Annotated in this window: 12 protein-coding genes; all 12 read left to right on the top strand. The window is 44.0% G+C overall.

Annotation, left to right across the window (positions count from 1 at the left end):
• The coding region (locus tag ADG03_RS11375; protein ID WP_152903118.1) for an LPXTG cell wall anchor domain-containing protein at positions 1–1,151 on the top strand (1,151 nt) is incomplete at its 5' end.
• 197 nt (positions 1,152–1,348) lie between these two features.
• Positions 1,349–7,237, top strand: a complete 5,889-nt coding sequence (locus ADG03_RS11035; protein ID WP_049472627.1) for an accessory Sec-dependent serine-rich glycoprotein adhesin — start codon at positions 1,349–1,351, stop codon at positions 7,235–7,237.
• 199 nt (positions 7,238–7,436) lie between these two features.
• Positions 7,437–8,441: a sugar transferase gene (locus ADG03_RS11030; RefSeq protein WP_049472628.1), complete on the top strand. Its 1,005-nt coding sequence runs from the start codon at positions 7,437–7,439 to the stop codon at positions 8,439–8,441.
• 221 nt (positions 8,442–8,662) lie between these two features.
• Complete coding sequence (secY2, locus tag ADG03_RS11025) at positions 8,663–9,880, top strand: accessory Sec system protein translocase subunit SecY2 (RefSeq protein ID WP_049472629.1); 1,218 nt, start codon at positions 8,663–8,665, stop codon at positions 9,878–9,880.
• Positions 9,881–9,888: 8 nt separating this feature from the next.
• Positions 9,889–11,478 (top strand): accessory Sec system protein Asp1, encoded by a 1,590-nt coding sequence (gene asp1 / locus ADG03_RS11020; protein WP_049472630.1) that lies wholly within the window; start codon positions 9,889–9,891, stop codon positions 11,476–11,478.
• Complete coding sequence (gene asp2, locus ADG03_RS11015; RefSeq protein ID WP_049472631.1) at positions 11,471–13,015, top strand: accessory Sec system protein Asp2; 1,545 nt, start codon at positions 11,471–11,473, stop codon at positions 13,013–13,015. Before asp1 ends, asp2 begins: the two co-directional genes overlap by 8 nt.
• On the top strand, positions 13,012–13,482 hold the full coding sequence (gene asp3, locus ADG03_RS11010) for an accessory Sec system protein Asp3 (protein ID WP_049472632.1): 471 nt from the start codon (positions 13,012–13,014) through the stop codon (positions 13,480–13,482). The genes asp2 and asp3 overlap by 4 nt, the downstream gene beginning before the upstream one ends.
• A 25-nt stretch (positions 13,483–13,507) precedes the next feature.
• On the top strand, positions 13,508–15,892 hold the full coding sequence (gene secA2, locus ADG03_RS11005) for an accessory Sec system translocase SecA2 (RefSeq protein WP_080976952.1): 2,385 nt from the start codon (positions 13,508–13,510) through the stop codon (positions 15,890–15,892).
• Between the two features lie 11 nt (positions 15,893–15,903).
• On the top strand, positions 15,904–17,418 hold the full coding sequence (gene gtfA / locus ADG03_RS11000; protein WP_049472634.1) for an accessory Sec system glycosyltransferase GtfA: 1,515 nt from the start codon (positions 15,904–15,906) through the stop codon (positions 17,416–17,418).
• Positions 17,402–18,757 (top strand): accessory Sec system glycosylation chaperone GtfB, encoded by a 1,356-nt coding sequence (gtfB, locus tag ADG03_RS10995; protein ID WP_049472635.1) that lies wholly within the window; start codon positions 17,402–17,404, stop codon positions 18,755–18,757. Before gtfA ends, gtfB begins: the two co-directional genes overlap by 17 nt.
• Complete coding sequence (gene asp4, locus ADG03_RS10990; protein ID WP_003003066.1) at positions 18,750–18,941, top strand: accessory Sec system protein Asp4; 192 nt, start codon at positions 18,750–18,752, stop codon at positions 18,939–18,941. Before gtfB ends, asp4 begins: the two co-directional genes overlap by 8 nt.
• Position 18,942: 1 nt before the next feature.
• The gene (gene asp5, locus ADG03_RS10985) at positions 18,943–19,167 is read left to right on the top strand and encodes an accessory Sec system protein Asp5 (RefSeq protein ID WP_003003038.1); all 225 of its coding nucleotides are present in this window, start codon (positions 18,943–18,945) and stop codon (positions 19,165–19,167) included.
• The last annotated feature ends 239 nt before the right edge of the window (positions 19,168–19,406 follow it).

Below are 19,406 nucleotides of genomic sequence, written 5' to 3'. Positions count from 1 at the left end.
GTTCTGAATCGGTATCTACGTCCGAGTCAGTTTCAACGTCTGAGTCAGTTCCAAGTTCTGAATCGGTGTCGATGTCCGAGTCAGCCTCAACGTCAGAGTCAGTTTCAAGTTCTGAATCGGTATCTACGTCCGAGTCAGTTTCAACGTCTGAGTCAGTTTCAACATCTGAATCAGTGTCTACGTCTGAGTTAGTCTCGACTTCCGAGTCATTGTCAGCCTCAGAATCAGTATCAGTATCAGGATCCGAGTCTGTATCAACGTCTGAATCTGCATCGACATCCGAATCAGTTTCAACGTCTGAATCAGTGTCGACATCCGAGTCGGTTTCAATTTCTGAATCGGTCTCAACGTCCGAATCCGTATCAACATCTGAGTCAGTATCTACTTCAGAGTCATTGTCAGCATCCGAGTCGGTTTCTGTATCCGAATCAGTTTCAGTCTCTGAGTCTGTGTCAACGTCTGAATCATTATCAACCTCCGAATCGGTATCAACGTCTGAATCGGTCTCAACCTCAGAATCAGTTTCAACGTCTGAATCAGTTTCTACTTCTGAATCAGCATCGACGTCCGAATCAGTTTCTACTTCAGAATCTGCATCAACCTCTGAATCGGTTTCAGCATCCGAGTCTGTATCAACGTCTGAGTTGGTGTCAACGTCTGAATCAGTGTCGATATCCGAGTCGGTTTCTACCTCAGAATCCGTCTCAACGTCCGAATCCGTATCAACATCTGAGTCAGTCTCTACTTCAGAATCGGTTTCAACGTCTGAGTCCGTGTCGACATCAGAATCGGTTTCAATGTCAGAATCAGTCGCAACGTCCGAATCCGTATCAACATCTGAGTCAGTCTCTACTTCAGAATCGGTTTCAACGTCTGAATCAGTATCGAAATCTGAGTCAGTCTCAACATCCGAGTCGGTTTCAGTGAGTCAATCTCAATCAGTATCAATATCTGGTAGTGGTTCACAATCAACTTCTGGTTCAGAATTATTGTCTTCATCAGAATCAGCAAGTGGTTCACAAAAACACAGCCAATCTGTGGCGCTTCCGAATACTGGCGAAACAGGATCTGTGACATCAGCTCTTCTTGGGGTTGTTACAGGGTTAGCTGGAATTGCTGGACTGACCCGACGTAAAAAGAAGGGGAACTGATCTAGTAGGAACTATCATTTTTTCGAGTGAATCTCATAGGAGATTCACTTTTTTTACTAGTAGAATGAAGTGTTTTTAATTTCTTGCAAAAAATTCGAAAACAAAAACAAAAATAAATAAGTTTTTTATAGCAAATTACTTGAATCTACGTAGTATTCCTGTATAATGAATAATGACTACAATGTAAGGGGAATATCATGCAATTTAAGCGTTCAAAAGGAAACTTTCGTGAGACAGATCGTGTCGTACGCTTCAAATTAATTAAATCAGGAAAAAATTGGCTTCGAGCATCAACTGCTGCTCTAGGACTCTTTCGTGTGGTTCGAGGGCAAGTAGAGGAGATGGTCATTGCCGAAGTTCCAGAAGATGGCGGTCGTCTTCATAAGAAGGGTCAACAGTTATTAAAAGGCTTGGTTGCTGTAGGGACTGTATTTGGAGGAGCTGTTGTGGCTACGACGGCTCAAGCAGAAGAAGTGGCATCTCTCGCCCCAACTGTGTCTGAAACGAAACAAGAGACATTGGCAGAAGCAGATAGCGTCATTCTTTCAAAGACATCCTCGCTAGATTCTGCCTCTGCTTCTCTATCAACCTCTACAAGTCTTTCTGAAACGACTAGCCATTCGCTCTCTATGAGTGAATCGACTTCTATTTCCATCAGTGGGCAAGAATCTACCAGTTTGGCAAGCGTTTCTAGTGAATCCACACAAGTTCTAGCTTCAGAATCAGCGGTAGATGAACCAGCAGCTACAGATGAAGCTTCCCTATTGGAACAAAATGCTTCTGAAGCAGAGCTGCTCCAACAAATCGCAGGGAAATACGCTACTCAGATACCTGTGCCTGAGCGTAAGGCAGCTTTGGAAGCAGTTATCAATAAGCTACAATCGGAAGTAACTACTAGCTATCGTTTGGTCCATACAAATGCTGGTGCGCAAGCTTATGCCGAGCAACGCGATCGCTTGGGCAAAGCAGTTGATGAGATGATGACCACCTTAACGGCTGCAGGCTTTGTGGGAAATTCCAATATAAATGGGAAACCAGCTATCTCAGCTCAATTGGCTCCAATTAGTGAAGAGGCTAGAAGTAGTGATGAAGATCTATCCATCTCACCCGAGATGGATGATCGCCATGGCGCCAATGTGGTAGATGCGCCACTACCAACCTCGAATGTTGCCAAAGACCCGAACCTAGATAAAAATGCTTTGTTAACTCCAGAAGAGCTTGCAAAGTATTCAAAAGATCACGATTTGAATCGTTATACTTTTGCAATTTGGGAATTTGTTGACCGAAATGAGGAATCCTTGGGCTACTATGCGACACTATCTGTTGATCGTAGCGAAACGAATCCAGATATTCGTGATCCGAAGAATGTTTATTTCCGAATTGTGAAGGAATCAGATGGATCAGAAGTCTTTTCTCAAACATTCCACCCCAATGAGAGATTGAATAGCCCTATACGACTTCCTAAAGAAGTCTTGATTGCCGATTCTCCAGCAGGCAACAACTTTATCTATTCTTTCGGAGACGCAAGTAAACCTCCTTATGTGACCCTACAATCTTTTCCTAGTATTATGGTTCCAGCCAGAAGTGTTATGCTCCGAGATGTCTATGATGTCATGGAACCTTCACGTCAAGGTCAAATATTAAATGAGTTCTTCCAGGTTAAAGTACCAACCATGTGGTCTCAACAGTCTACCTTGTATCGTTTGGTGGATCCAAAGGGTAAATGGCAAAATGGACTGTATAAACCAACTGGTGAGGAAGAGATCCTTGCTGAATACAGGCAATCTGGGATTGAGGGACAACAGTATACGGCTTCAAATGCGCGTGATATTACAGGTTACGTACAGGTACCAGTAGTAAGCACTTCTCAAAATGCGACCACTGGGATCTTTGATAATAGTAAGGTTGGAAAAGAACGAGTTAATTTATACGGCGGCGCGCGTGAGCATTTTATAAGAAGTGAAGTTGTCCCAACGAATCAAAATGGGGACTACATTCTTCGCTATTACGTCTTGGATCCTTCTAAAATATATACATTGACCTCTCGGGATACAGGAAATGAACCAGTATTTGATAAGTATACTCTTGTTTATGAAAAAACTTTTAAACACGACGTTCCAGGCCAATTGTCTGACTTAGGTGGAACGCGTAAAATTGAAAGTAAAAACAAGGATTATTTCCTAAACGTTACTCCAAGACGTGTGGATGAACACAACTTTGAACTGGACATAACAGGTTGGTTTTCAGCCAATGAAACAGTGACCTATACGGATGAAAAGACGGGAATAGCGTACACGGTTCCAAAACCATTCACAGATGTTCCGAAATCGTCTTTCCTTTCAAAAAATACGACGATGGTTGTAGGGGAAGATGCGACTCCTCAAGGAGCGGATGGTTTCTCTCGTTTCAAGCATACGATTAAGGATAACTATTATGCTAATCCAATGACGAGTGTGAGCTACTATTATCGGAAGATGACGGCATCTGAGTCTGCCTCACAGTCTCAAAGTTTTTCAACTTCATCTTCTATCTCTGAGAGTGAGTCACCAACCTTTGAGTCTATTTCGAGATCTCAGTCAGCAGCCTTGGCCCCAGCATCGATATCCGCGAGTCAGTCAGAATCCTTGGTTCAAGCCTCGGTTTTTGCGAGCCAGTCTGATTCTTTGGTTCAATCTATGCTTTCTGCGAGTCAATCGAAGTCCTTGGCTCAAGAATCACTTTCAGCGAGCCAGTCTGATTTCTTAGTTCAAACATCAATTTTCCTTAGTCAATCTGAATCGTCGGCTCAAGAATTGCTTTCTACGAGCCAATCTGAATCGTTGGTACAAGAGTCCGTTTCAGCAAGTCAATCCGAATCGTTAATTAAAGCTTCAACTTCAGCAAGTCAATCTGAATTACAAGCCCAAGCTTCGATTTCAGCAAGTCAGTCAGAGTCACAGGTTCAAGCTTCAATATCTGCGAGTCAATCTGAATCACAGGTTCAAGAATCGCTTTCAGTGAGCCAATCTGAGTCACAGGTTCAAGAATCGATTTCTGTGAGTCAGTCAGAGTTACAAGCTCAAGAATCACTTTCTGCGAGCCAGTCAGAATCCTTGGTTCAATCTTCGGTTTCGGCAAGCCAGTCAGAGTCACAAGTTCAAGCTTCGGCTTCAGCAAGTCAGTCTGAGTCACTGGTTAAAGAATCAATTTCCGCGAGTCAATCAGACTCACAAGTCCAAGCCTCGACTTCAGCGAGTCAATCTGAGTCACAGGTTCAAGAATCGGTTTCGGCAAGCCAGTCCGAGTCACAAGTTCAAGCTTCGGTTTCAGCAAGCGAATTAGAATCACAAGTTCAAGCTTCGATTTCGGCAAGCAAATCAGAATCGTTGGTTAAAGAATCAATTTCCGCGAGTCAGTCAGAGTCGTTGGTTCAAGCTTCAACATCAGTAAGCCAGTCGGAATCATTAATTAAAGCCTCGACTTCAGCGAGTCAATCAGAGTCACAGGTTCAAGAATCGATTTCTGTGAGTCAGTCCGAATCGTTAATTAAAGCTTCGGTTTCGGCCAGTCAGTCCGAATCGTTAATTCAAGCTTCGGTTTCGGCCAGTCAGTCCGAATCGTTAATTAAAGCCTCGACTTTCGTAAGCCAATCTGAATCGTTGGTACAAGAGTCCGTTTCAGCAAGTCAGTCAGAGTCACAGGTTCAAGCATCAATCTCTGCAAGCCAATCTGAATCACAGGTTCATGCTTCAATATCTGCGAGTCAATCTGAATCACTGGTTAAAGAATCAATTTCCGCGAGTCAGTCCGAGTCACAGGTTCGAGAATCGATTTCAGCAAGCCAGTCCGAGTCACAGGTTCGAGAATCGATTTCAGCAAGCCAATCAGAATCACAGGTTCAAGCTTCAGTTTCGGCAAGTCAGTCTGAGTCCTTGGTACAAAAGTCCGTTTCCGCTAGTCAATCTGAGTCCTTGGTTCAGGCATCTGTATCTGCAAGTCAATCAGAATCGCAGGTTCAGGCATCTGTATCGGCAAGCCAATCAGAGTCTTTGGTTCAAGAATCTGTTTCAGCAAGTCAATCTGAGTCTTTGTTCCAAGCTTCAGTATCAGCGAGCCAATCAGAGTCCTTGGTACAAGAGTCGGTTTCAACTAGTCAGTCCGATTCCTTGATACAAGCATCTGTTCCTGTCAGTCAATCAGACTCGCAATCAAAAGCGGCATCAGCATCTAAGAGTGAGTCTGAAAAAGCCTCGAAATCTGTTTCGTTGAGTCAGTCGGTATCCTTATCTAATTTGGTATCCAAATCAATTTCTGTGTCTCAATCGCAGTCAACATCGGCGGTTGGATCGGAAGAAGTGGTTTCTCAACTGATTTCCTTGTCGCAATCTATTTCGATGAGTCAATCTGAATCACTGGTTCGGGCATCTGTATCTGCAAGTCAATCAGAGTCGTTGGTCCAAGAATCAGTTTCTGCGAGCCAGTCTGATTCGCAGGTACAAGAGTCAGTCTCAGCGAGTCAGTCCGATTCCTTGATTCAAGAATCCGTTTCCGCGAGTCAGTCTGATTCCTTGGTTCAGGAATCTGTATCTGCCAGTCAATCAGACTCGTTGGTTCAAGCATCCGTTTCTGTCAGTCAATCAGACTCGTTGGTCCAAGCCTCAGTCTCAGCCAGTCAATCAGACTCGTTGGTTCAGGCATCTGTATCGTCTAGCAAATCCGAGTCTTTGGTCCAAGCCTCAGTTTCAGCAAGTCAGTCTGAGTCGTTGGTCCAAGCCTCAGTTTCCGCCAGTCGATCAGACTCCTTGGTTCAGTCATCTGTATCGGCTAGCCAATCCGAGTCGTTGGTTCAAGCATCTGTTTCTGCGAGCCAATCAGAATCGTTAGTACAAGCATCAGTTTCCGAAAGTCAATCGCAATCTACTTCTGATATCGAATCTAAGTCTCAAATTACAGAATCTATGTCCTTTTCTCGTTCTGATTCAATGAGTCAGTCGGAATCGCACGTATCGACTGATTTGCAATCAACATCATTGAGTCAATCAGAATCGTTAGTGCGAGAGTCTGTTTCAGCTAGTGAATCCGACTCGTTGGTTCAAGCTTCGACTTCAGCGAGTCAGTCAGAATCACAAGTTCAAGTTTCGATCTCTGCAAGTCAATCCGAATCACAGGTTCGAGAATCAGTTTCCGCAAGTCAGTCCGATTCGTTGATTCAAGAATCTGTTTCTGCCAGTCAATCAGACTCACTGGTTCAAGCCTCAGTCTCCGCCAGTCAATCAGAATCGCAATCAAAAGTAGCTTCTGAATCAGCATCTAAGAATGAGTCTGAAAAAGCCTCGAAATCTGTTTTGTTGAGTCAGTCGGTATCCTTATCTAATTTAGCGTCTAGATCCATTTCTATGTCTCAATCGCAGTCAACATCGGCGGTTGGATCGGAAGAAGTGGTTTCTCAACTGATTTCCTTGTCGCAATCTATTTCGATGAGCAAAAAGCTGTCTGAATCTGTTTCAATGAGTCAATCAGACTCCTTGGTTCAAGCTTCGATTTCTGCAAGTCAATCAGACTCCTTAGTACAAGCTTCGATTTCTGCAACTCAATCTGAGTCACAAGTCCAAGCTTCAGTTTCTGCAAGTCAGTCTGAATCACAAGTTCAAGCTTTAGCTTCAGCGAGCCAGTCTGAGTCGTTGATCCAAGCTTCGGTTTCCGCGAGTCAATCAGATTCGTTAGTCCAAGCTTCTGCCTCAACAAGCGAATCAGCTTCAACGTCGATGTCAGTGTCTGAATTCCCTTTGACGAGTGTCTCAGAATCTATGAGCGCATCATCGACAGAGAGTCAATCCCTATCGCATGAAGCTTCTGAATGGATCAGTGTGTCTTATGCGTCAAGTTTCTCTGCTATGACCAGTCCTTCAGAGTCTGTCGTGTCTTCATCAAGCACCTCTTACTCAGAATCTCCATCAGATGCAAGCTCACTAAGTGCGACGCATTCTTCAGGACATGCTCTTCCAGAGACAGGAGCCCATCCTTCAAATAATATCCTTGCTACGGTGGTTTCCATTCTTCTGTCTGGATTAGCCCTTTTAGGAATTCGGAAAAAAGATGGCAAATAAGGTATTAAATATCATGAATAAAGACCGGAATGAACCGGTCTTTTATTGATCTAGAATGTCTAAGAAGTTGGGAAATATGTTATAATGAATGAGGAAGTTTTCGTTGAGGGATATGAAAAAGGTTACTTTGTGAAAAGCTCTGTTTGCCTTCATATCTTCAGAAAATATGGGATTAAAAAAGAAGAGTCAGAGGAAAGAGATGAAAATTCATTTTACAAATTTATTTGGGCAATCTTCGAAAAGTGTTGCCCTGATGGCACAAAACGATATCATGAATGTCGTTCGTGAACTTGGGGTTAATGAATTAGGGATCTACTTTTATGATCATAGCAACGAACCAGCTAGCGAATTGAATTCGCGGATGGATGGGATTTTAGCAGGCGTTGCTTTTGGGGATATTGTCTTCGTTCAATCTCCTTCTTGGAATGGAATTGAGTGGGACCGCCGTTTGGTTGATAAGTTAAAACTCCTTCAAACCAAGCTGGTCATGTTTATCCATGATGTCCCACCACTCATGTTTGAGAGCAATTATTATCTAATGCCTAACTATATCGACATGTACAATCAGAGTGATCTGGTCGTTGTTCCATCAGAGCAAATGTATCATCGTCTAGTATCAGAAGGGCTTACAGTTAAAAAATATGTGGTACAAAAGTTGTGGGATTTGACCCACAGTTTGGATCTCTATACCCCACAATTTGAGAAAAAACTGATCTTCTCAGGAAATCCTTCGCGTTTCCCTCATATCATCGACTGGAAATATGATACACCCCTTCATGTTTATACCGAACCAGTTGAAGGAGTTGATTATTCCAAGGTCCATATTGAAGGGTGGCGAACTAAGCAAGAGTTGCTTTTGGAGCTTTCTAAGGGGGGGGTTGGGCTGGTCTGGGGAAATTCAGAGAACCCCGAGGATGAGCGAGATTACTACAAAGAAAATATTTCCTACAAATTATCGACTTACTTATCCGCAGGTCTTCCGGTAGTCGTGCCAGACTATTTGTCAAATGCAGACTATATTCGAGAAAAAGGGCTTGGCTTTGTAGCATCCAGTCTTGAAGAAGCTAATCGTCTGGTTCAAGACTGCACAGAAGAAGCGTATGCCCAAATGGTCCAAAAGGCTCACTATACTTCTTATTTGATCCGCAATGGCTATTTTACAAAGAAATTATTCGTCGATACCATCATGGCCTTGGGTGAATAACATTCAATGAACAATCCTTTAGATAAACATCTGAAGGATTTTTTGTTGAATACAGTACCAAATGGGGAATTTGAAATATTATCAAATATTAGTGACAAATGAGTTTGGAAAAGTCGCAAATTATGGTAAAATAAGTTGAGATAAAATGCTCTAAAGGCACATATTAAAAGGCTATTCCCCAGGTGGAAGAGTCAAAATGAGTAAGAGAAAGTTTAAAAGAAATGTTAAAACGATCTGAAGTAGGAAAGAGATTTTGTTGGACGATATTTTTCGTCTTTATTTATGTTTTGGGAAGTAAAATTTCCTTGCCTTTTGTTGACTTATCAAAGGCCTTGAGACTCAATGAGGGAACGACAACCGGTTTACAGCTCTCAAGTGCTGTGATGGGGGGAAACCTCCGCGGAATGTCGATCTTTTCGATCGGTCTATCCCCTTGGATGTCTTCCATGATTTTGTGGCGGATGTTTACCGTTTCAAAACGCTTTAACCTCGAAAAAACCAGTTCGGAAATTGTGGAGCGGCGAAAGATGTACGTGACCTTGGCACTCGCCGTTGTCCAGTCCTTGGCAGTGGCTATGTATCTCCCCTTGAAGACAGGGTTGAACTCCGGACTTGTCATTGCGGTCAATACTATGATTATGGTAGCTGGAGCCTTCTTTTTAGTTTGGCTCTCCGATCTAAATGCCGCTTTGGGGCTTGGAAGTTCTGTTGTGATCATGATGGCTGGGATGGTTATGTACCTGCCAGAAGACGTGATGCAGACCCTTTCAAGTGTCAATAATATCCCAGAGATCGCTTATGTTCTGGGCGTGATTTTTATCTTGATTTTTGTCTATGTGGCAGTCTTGGTGGAATATTCCAAGTACCAGATTCCTGTCAATAAATTAGGAATCCACAACAATTTGAAAAGTTATACTTTTTTGGATATCAAGCTCAACCCAGCAGGAGGGATGCCCTTCATGTATGCCATGACCTTGGTGTCCATTCCTCAGTACGCGATGCTGTTGATCTTGTCTATGGATTCCAATGCCAAGTGGGCCGCTCATTTAGCCAAACACTTGGTGATGGGAGATCCGATTTGGATTCTTCTTTACATTCTGATGATCGCCCTTCTCTCTTTTGCTTTCGCCTTTGTCAATGTGAACGGAGAAGAAATTGCAGATAAGATGATGAAGGCGTCCGAGTATATTGATCATGTCTATCCTGGAGCAGATACACGTCGCTATATCAATAAAATTGTGCTACGCTTGACGGTTTTTGGGACCTTGTATCTGATCCTCTTTACGGCGCTTCCTTTTTCCCTCTTGTTATGGGATAAAGATCTTTTGCGCTTGACCATGATTCCAGGAACCTTCCTCATGTTTGTCGGGATGATTTACAATATCCGAGAAGAAATTCGTGCCCTTCGTGTCAATCAACGTTATACAAGAATATTCTAGGAGTAACCATGTATTATTTTGTACCAGCCTGGTATGGAACGGACCGCATCTGGCAGCAAACAGCTACCCCTTGGTACTGGATGCGAGAGTCCATTGAATTTGACGATACCATTAATCAAGTTCGTATTTTTCAAGAAGCAGAAATGGATCGGATCTTATTGTTGCCTCAGTATAGTCCGCAACTGCGCTATTTTTTACACCGCCAAGATTTGTTAGAGACAGATGTGCTCTCGATTTTTGATAAGATCCAACAGGTTCCGTCTGATTTGGCTATGCGCCCAGTTCAGCTTCAGGACATCGAATGGCCGAGTGAGACCACTTTTTCCTATACTCCCTTTTTGGTGATGGCATTTCAAAAGGGCCACCACCTAGCAAAAATTGATATGGGAGTGGATGGGAACCTTCTCTCTTTGACCCGTTATAAGAATGACGAGATCAGCTACATCGAGTACATAGATGATCGTGGCTTTATCTCTAGTAGAATCTACTACAATGAGGGAAAACCTTATTTCCAAGAGTATCTGAGTTTTGATGGGCAATGGGTTTTGAGAGAGATGTTGATCGAAGAGAACCACTCCGTCATGGTCAATGAAGCTTTCTCTCATGCCTTCAAAAAAGAAAGCTATGCCAATATGGGAGACGTTGTCGCTGAAAAAATGAAGGAGCAGCTAGCAACCTTGGTTCCAGGACGAGACCAGTTGGTTTTGGCAGCTCATCCAGCAAATTTGGCTTTTTTACAAGATACGGCAAGTAGCGTCAAGAAAGTCTTGTCTTTCTATGGGGATCGTCAGCCCTTGTCTGCTGAAAACTTTGCCCTCTATTTTGATATGATTGATGCCCAGCTTTTGATTACAGATAGTGAAAAAACCAAAGAAGCGATTGGGGTCTTTTCCCCTAGCTTGGCTCAAAAGACACACCGGATTACCTCTTTTGACTCCCGCCTCCGTTTGGGATCTAGTCAGGAGCGCAAGGAATCGAAGATTTACTTTTATGTCAATGAAGCCGAGCTTCCAAGTAAGAGCCAGCTCAAGAAGGTTTTGGAGGTCTTGGCGCAACATCCTTTATTTGAAGTTGTTTTTGCATTTTACAATGGATCACCGGAGCGTGTTAAGGAATTAGAAGGGCAACTCGAGGAATTGATCGCTAGCGAGCAGGACTTGCATCTGGTTCAATCACCAGCCCAAATAGAAGGACTTGGGGAAAACCAGATTATCGATGAAGAGTCCGTACAAGACGCACCGGACTACCGCTTTGTAGTAAAGAATTTTTCAAATGAAAATGACATTATTCAAGAGTTGGAGAAAACACGCTTGATCGTAGATTTAAGCGAGGAACCCAACCTCTATACGCAGATTGCAGGGATCTCTGCTGGGATTCCTCAGGTCAACCGCGTCCAGACAGAATATGTTGATCATTTGAAAAATGGCTATGTCTTATCAAAGGGAGACAAGGAATTAGAGAAGGCGATTACTCACTTTTTATTGGAATTGAAGCCTTGGAACGAAGCCTTGGTCTACTCGATCGAAAAAATTCAAGAATACACCGGTCAACGCTTGATCGAGAAATGGGAAGGATGGATGAAAGAACGTCATGGATAAAAAACAACAAATACCCCATATTCTCCAAATCGGCTCAAGCAGTTGGCAGGATCAGGTGGAGCTTCCTGATGGACTAGGCTGGCACTTTTTTCAAGCTGCCGCTCTTCCATCGCTCAAAGAGTATATGGAAGAAGAGGAAATCTCCAAATTCAAAGCCTTGATTCTGGAAAAGCCAGGAGATTTATTGGCGCTAGGAGAAGACCTGGCTTATTTCCAGCCGTATACCGTTTTTTATGATCAAAGCCATGAACTAGAGGCGCCTTCTGACGAATTGGCCCACCTCTTAAGGCTCAAGCAAGCAAGACCCTGGGATTTCTCAAACAAGTATCAATTTCTCTATGTCTTAGAGCGCTTTTTATACGACAATCAATATGGAGATGCCTTTACGGTTCGTGACCTGCGAGTGAGACCTGATTTTGCTGGCCAGCAAACGGTGCTGGGGCAACATTTTCTGAAGCTAGATGGATCATACGGTGAAGAGTTTACACCGATTGCTCAGTGGGTCTACAACTACGTGTATGATGCTAGCCATCCCATCAATTTTTGGTTGGAATATGAAAAAGATCCAAGCTGTCAGCTGCAATTACGGATTCAATTTTACCGCTTTGGTGCTCTGGGAGAGTGGGTCAAAGATGCAGTCTTTTCAGAAGAAGAGATGGAGCAACCCTTAGAATTGGATGGAGCAGAACCTTATTACCTAGCCTTTTCGCTGGAAGCAAAAGGAGAAGGGACGCTTACGATCGGAGCCTTACATAAGCGCTTGTCACATGGTCCTTTAGGAGAGATGACAGTAGGAGCTAAGACGCTACGGGACCACAAACGCCAAGAAATTTTTGCTTATTTCCATCCTGGCGATATGAAGCCGCCTTTAAACATTTACTTCTCTGGGTATCGTCCAGCCGAAGGCTTTGAAGGGTTTGGGATGATGCGTGCGATGGGGAGTCCCTTTATTCTCTTTTCTGACCCAAGACTGGAAGGTGGATCCTTCTATATGGGCTCAGAAGAATTGGAAAATCAAATCACTGCCTTTATTGATCAGCACTTGGACTTGCTCGGCTTTGAGCCCAAAGATATGAATTTCTCAGGCTTGTCCATGGGGACCTTTGGTGCCCTTTACTATGGGGCTCTTTATTCTCCTCATGCGATCTTGGTCGGAAAACCTATTGTCAACCTGGGGGATGTCGCTGCCAATCTGAAATTTAAACGTCCAGATGAGTTTGGAACATCCCTAGATATGATGCAGTTGATCATTGGTCAAGTGTCGCAAGAAGGGATCGGTCAGCTCAATCAACGCTTCTGGGACCGGTTTAACCAGGCAGATTTCAAGGATACGATTTTAGCCCTTGCCTATATGAGGGATGATGACTACGACCAGCAGGCTTATCCAGATATTTTAGAGGCCTTGTATGAATTGCCGGTTCGTATTATCAGCACCAGTCGCGCTGGTCGGCACAATGACGCGAGTGCTCCAATCATTGAATGGTTTATGACCCAGTACAATGAAATCATGGAAAGAGATTTTGGAAGAAACCAATGATAAAAATAAAAGAAAATGAAAGCAGACGAATCTACTGGGGCGATACTGTTCTAGCAGATTATCTTTGGGGGTCGATCATTCAGGTGACTGCCCAAGGAAGCGTTCAGTTTCAGAACCCCCTTATGCCATCTGGTCAAGTGCTGAAAACTTGGCATTCGCAGACAAATTTTGGTGCAACTCGTCAAATTCCTAGTCTGCCCTTGCTCAAAAGAGAGCAAGATTATGAATTGGTTATCACGATGGAAGCGACTCCTGCTCATACCGTTATGGTAGAAATCGTCTTCAAAGATCGCTTTGGAGAGGTCGTTGGCCGTCGAGTAACCGCAGAAGGTCGCTTGCCGTTTACCTATCCAGACCAAGCATACGCCTATGAAGTACGCTTGCTCAGTGCAGGGTTGCAAGAGTTTACCTTCCACTATTTCACGATTCAACCAATATCGTCTGAGGGAGCAGAAGTTCTCGAATAGACGAACATCACTGCAAAAAAAGAGGATTACATTGGATTACGTTAAATTAAGAAACATCAAAAAAATCTTAAAAGAAGTCAATAGCTGGAAGGATGACATGGCCCGCTTGACGGATCGACAACTACAGGAAAAGACTGAAGAATTTCGAGAACGTCTAGCTCAGGGTGAGACCTTGGATGATCTATTGCCGGAAGCATTTGCGGTTGCGCGAGAAGCCGATAAACGGGTCTTGGGGATGTTTCCTTATGACGTGCAAGTCATGGGAGGGATTGTCCTCCACCAAGGCAATGTCGCTGAAATGAATACTGGTGAAGGGAAGACCTTGACGGCAACTATGCCGGTTTATCTCAATGCCTTAGAGGGCAAAGGGGTCATGGTTATTACGACCAATACCTATCTGGCAACTCGGGATGCAGAAGAGATGGGACAGGTCTACCGCTTTTTGGGCTTGACTGTTGGAGTTCCCTTGAAACAATCAGAAGACGAAGAATTAGATCCAGAAGTCAAACGGGAGATTTACCGGTCAGATGTCATTTATACGACTAATACTAGTCTGGGCTTTGACTATTTAACAGAGAACTTGACGGCTTCGGCAGATGGCCAGTTTTTGGCAGACTTCAATTACGCCATTGTCGATGAGATTGATTCGGTGCTTCTAGATAGTGCTCAGACTCCCTTGATTATTTCTGGTTCTCCTCGGGTTCAATCTAACCTATATGGGATTATTGATACCCTGATCCAAACCTTCAAAGAAGGGGAAGATTTCAAGTTTGATGAAGAAAAGAAACGAGTTTGGTTGACTCGAAAAGGAGCTCATGCAGCAGAAGCCTTTCTAGCTATTCCCAATCTCTATGATCCCCAATACCGTGACTTGGTCCGCCATATCAGCCTAGCCCTGCAGGCCAATAAAAACTTTATTCGGGATAAGGATTATGTCATCCATCCTAATCCCGATGGAGAAGAAGAGATTGTTTTGCTAGACCAGGCGACGGGTCGATTGATGGAAATGACGCGCTTGCAAGGAGGACTCCACCAGGCGATTGAAGCCAAAGAGGGTCTCAAGCTCACCCAAGAAACACGGGCCATGGCTTCTATTACTTACCAAAACCTCTTTAAGATGTTTCGGAAGTTGGGAGGCATGACCGGGACTGGGAAGGTCGCTGAGGCAGAGTTTCTTGATACCTATGCCATGTCAGTGATCAAGATCCCAACCAATCGCAAGAAGATCCGCAAAGATTTGCCGGATGAAATCTATCAGACCTTGCCGGAAAAAATCGTGGCTTCCCTGGACTATGTGAAGAAGGTCCATGAAAAGGGCAATCCAATTCTGGTCTTTGCCGGATCCGTTGAGATGTCGATTCTTTATTCGAATCTTCTTTTGCGCGAAGGGATTCCTCACAATCTTCTTAATGCCAACAATGCTCCTCGAGAGGCCCAGATCATTAAGGAATCAGGTCGAAAAGGAGCTGTGACAGTTGCAACCTCAATGGCCGGTCGGGGAACCGACATCAAGTTAGGACCAGGAGTCGCTGAGTTAGGTGGCTTGGTGGTTGTCGGGACTGAGCGGATGATGAACCAGCGGATTGACCTTCAAATTCGGGGGCGTTCAGGTCGCCAAGGAGATCCCGGTTTGACCAAGTTCTTCGTCTCTTTGGAAGACGATTTGATGAAAAACTGGGGGCCAGACTGGATCCAGGATACCTATCAAGACTATGATGTGGATGAGCGGATTGGTTCTGCTAAAGCTCTGACCAAGCGCAAGTATAGAAACTTGGTGGAACGGGCTCAAAATGCTAGTGAAAGTTCTGGTCAGGCCAGTCGTCGGATGACGTTAGAATTTGCGGAAAGCATGAACATTCAGCGTGCCATCGTCTACGAAGAGCGCGACCGCTTGATCAAACAAGAAGGTCGCTTGGACAACATCGTTGAAAAAGTGCTTCGTTCCGTCTTTTCAAGCATAGTCCATAAAAAAGAGTACAAGGAACCGGTAGCTTTTTATCGCTATATGTTAGACAATGTTAGCTACCAAGTGGATCCGGATAAGGCCCACCAAACTTTCCGTAGCAAGAAAACCAAAGAAAATTTCTTATGGGAGATTGCTAAAAGCGAGTTGGAAGCTAAGTATGAGATCTTAGGCACCGATGAGGTGATCGCCCAATTCCAGCGCATGGCCATTCTAAAAGCTATCGACGAGAACTGGGTCGAGCAGGTAGACTATCTGCAACAATTGCGCATGGCGCTCTCTGGTCAGTACACCAGTCAGAAAAACCCTTTGGTAGAATTTTTCCAAGAAGCCTACCAATCCTTTGAACGAATGAAAGAGGCGGCCAAAGAACAAATGGTCCGCAATCTCTTACTGAGTCGAGTAGAAATCAATAAAAAAGGGGAAATTGTCTTGCATTTCCCATAAAAGAGGACATTATGACAGTATACAATATCAACCTTGGAATCGGTTGGGCCAGCAGTGGTGTTGAGTATGCCCAGGCCTACCGTGCCCAGTTGTTACGCAATATCCATCAACCAGCCAAGTTTGTCTTTATGGATATGATTCTAGCCGATAATATCCAACATTTAACAGAAAATATCGGTTTTAAAAATGATGAAATCATCTGGCTCTATAGCCATTTTACAGATATAAAAATTGCGCCAACGACCTATACCATTGATCAGGTCTTAGCAGGATTTGCCGGAAAACCGACTCGGGAAGAAGTCGATGGTAAGATCAAACGCTTCTTTTATGAGGACCAGGACAACTTTTTGACCTGCTACCTGCGCGCAGAAAACAGTCCCTATGTCGAACGCTGTGAGTACGTGTCTAGAGGGATTTTAGTGAGAAAGGATTATTTCTCCTATACCCGCTATTGTACCGAGTACTTCATTCCTAAGAACAACCAAGCCAACTTGATTGAGCGCCGATTTTACAATGAAGACGGGACGGTTGCCTACAGCATGCAGATGGCAGATGGCCGCGAAATCTATCGTTTCCCAGATCGCTATCTAGTTGGTCGCCAAGAATTAATCCGCTACTTCATGCAGACCCTTCAATTAACCAAACAAGATCTAGTGATTTTGGATCGGGAAACCAACATTGGTCAGCCTATCTTTGAAGAAGCGCAAAAAGCCCGTCTAGGTGTGGTCGTCCATGCCGAGCACTTCAGCGCCAATAATGTCGATGATCAGTATATCCTGTGGAATAACTACTACGAGTACCAATTTACCAATGCAGACAAGGTAGACTTCTTTATTGTCGCGACTGACCGCCAAAAAGAAATCTTAGCCGAGCAGTTTGCCAAATACACCAACCATCAGCCGGCCATCTATACCATTCCAGTTGGGAGTCTTGCAAGCTTGCCACAAAACGAAAATCGCACCCCATTTTCTATGATTACCGCCTCTCGTTTGGCGACAGAAAAGCATATTGACTGGTTGGTGCGAGCAGTGGTTCGCGCCAAAAAAGAATTGCCAGAACTGTCTTTTGACATCTATGGAAAAGGTGGAGAAGAAGGCAAGTTGCGTTCTCTAATTGATGAATTGGGGGCGGCAGACTATATCCATCTCAAAGGGCATGCCAATCTAGAGGAAATTTATAAGAATTATGAGGTTTACCTGTCAGCGTCGACCAGTGAAGGCTTTGGGTTGACCTTGATGGAGGCGATTGGTTCTGGACTTCCGATTATCGGTTTTGATGTTCCTTATGGCAATCAGACCTTTGTCACAGAAGGTAAAAATGGCTATCTCATTCCACCTTCAGCAGATCAAGTGGTCGACCAGATCGCTTCTGCCTTTGCGGAAAAAATGATCCAGCTATACAAAAAAGATGATCTAGCCAGCATGCGTCAAGCATCTTATGCGCGTGCAGAAGACTTTTTGACCAGCCGAGTAGAAGAAGCTTGGGCACAATTGATAGAAGAGGTGACACATGCTGAACGTATTTGATAGTTATTCTCGTGAAAGCCAAGACTTGCTCCACTCTATGAAAGAGTCTGGCTTTGACCACCCGACCGTTGTTTTGGAGCCAAATGGTTTCTTACCAGACGGTGTCGAGTCTCCATTTATCTATTTCTTAGGACAAGCAAAAGGAGAGAAGCGGGGACGCTACTTTAATGAAGTTCCAGTTCCTGATTTCTGGGAAGTTTCTGGGGATAATAGTTCGGGAAAAGTGACCTACTATGGTCAAGAAAAGGCTCGAATTGTGTACCACGCTGCTTCCTACAAACGCATCGTCGAGCGCTTAGAGTGGTTAGATGACAAGGGACAAGTGGTCATGATTGAGCACTACGACCAATACGGTCGTAAGATTGCCGTAACGACTTGTGGCGATCAGGGACAGTATTTGGTGACTACTTATTTTGAAGGGGATACCGAGCGCTTGACAGAGAATCACCAAACAGGGGATTTGATCTTGACCTTGGACCATCAACCCATGCGGATTTTCAAGAATCGCTTAGATTACTTTGTCTTTTATCTAGAGTATCGTGGTTTTGATCTAGATGGTTTGGTCTACAATACGCTGGCTACCTCCTTTAGCATTAGTCTCCAGCTAGGCAATAAAGGCATCAAAGGACGCGACGTCTTGGTGTGGCAAGAGCCTCTTCACGACAGCCTTCCGGGCAACATGCAGTTGATTCTAAAGAGCCCAGAAATCCGGACCAAGAAGATCTTGATTCCGCAAAACGCGACCTATCATCGCGCTTTGCAGTTGACCTCGCAAGATCAGCATAGCTATTTTGGACCTCTTGGCTACCTGTATGATTTCAAGGTGAAAGACGATATCCGTAAAGACGCCTTTGTTTTGACTAATTCGGATCAGATCGAAGCCTTGACCTACCTAGTAGAGAACTTGCCGAATGTGACCTTCCGTGTAGCAGCTTTGACGGAGATGTCTGCGAGCCTCTTGTCTATGGTCCGCTATCCAAATGTGGTCTTGTACCAAAATATCAGTCAAGAGCGGATCAAAGAGTTGCTTAAGGTCTCTAGTATTTATCTGGATATCAACCACTATGCAGAGGTGCAAGGTATTGTTCGCAAGGCCTTCGAACACCAGCAAGTCATCCTTACCTTTAGCCATACCCTGCATGACCGCCACTTCCTCGCACAAGCCAATATCTTTGATCAAGGAAAAGAAGCAGATATGGTGGCCCGTATCCAGGAAATCTACCAATCTGTAGATAACTACAGAGAAGCCGTCGCACAACAAATTGCCCAATCAAGTAGCGTTGAGCCAGCTGTTTTCAAAGCTCGCTTGCAAGAAGGGATAGGTGGACACAGTGAGTGATCGTAAGAAAGATTTATTTTACAAAGAAGTAGAAGGACGGATGGAGTCTCTCAAACGCCGTCCTGCCGAAAAAGAAAAGACGACACGTTCTGAAAAGATCAATGTTACTTTTAATGTGATCATTGGTTTGGTGATTCTGCTGGGAGTTATTTTTACCCTCTTCAGAGTGTTAGGAGGATCCTAAGATGGAAATGGTATTTGCAATCGGGATCTCGATCTTATCCCTCGCTCTTGTGGTTCTGATCACCCTGCAGCCTCGCCAACAACAATCGCTCTCAACAGATGCGACCAGTAACCTAGGAAAACCAAGTTACTGGCGGTCCCACCGTGGACTCAAGCTAGCGACCCTTGTTGTTAGTATTGTCTTTCTCGTATCCTTATTTCTTTATATGATGGTCGTACAGGCCTAATTTCTAATAGAATGGATAAAAAGAAGTTGGTATTCTCCAACTTCTTTTAGAATGTAATCTATCTGTTTCTTACATAATGCAACCTAAATGATACTTAAAAAATTAAAGAGATATCAACTATTAGGCTTACTTAGACATCTATTGAAACTTTCCTTAGGTGAGTACGGACGTCAGCGAACTTCGAGGAAATTCCATGACTTAGTTTTGGACCTAAGGTTCCAAAACTCCCGAGTGCTAGA

The organism is Streptococcus parasanguinis (assembly GCF_001069785.1).
Classification (GTDB): domain Bacteria; phylum Bacillota; class Bacilli; order Lactobacillales; family Streptococcaceae; genus Streptococcus; species Streptococcus parasanguinis_T.
Note: the sequence above shows the minus strand (reverse complement) of the source record. Positions and strands in the feature narration are given on the sequence as shown.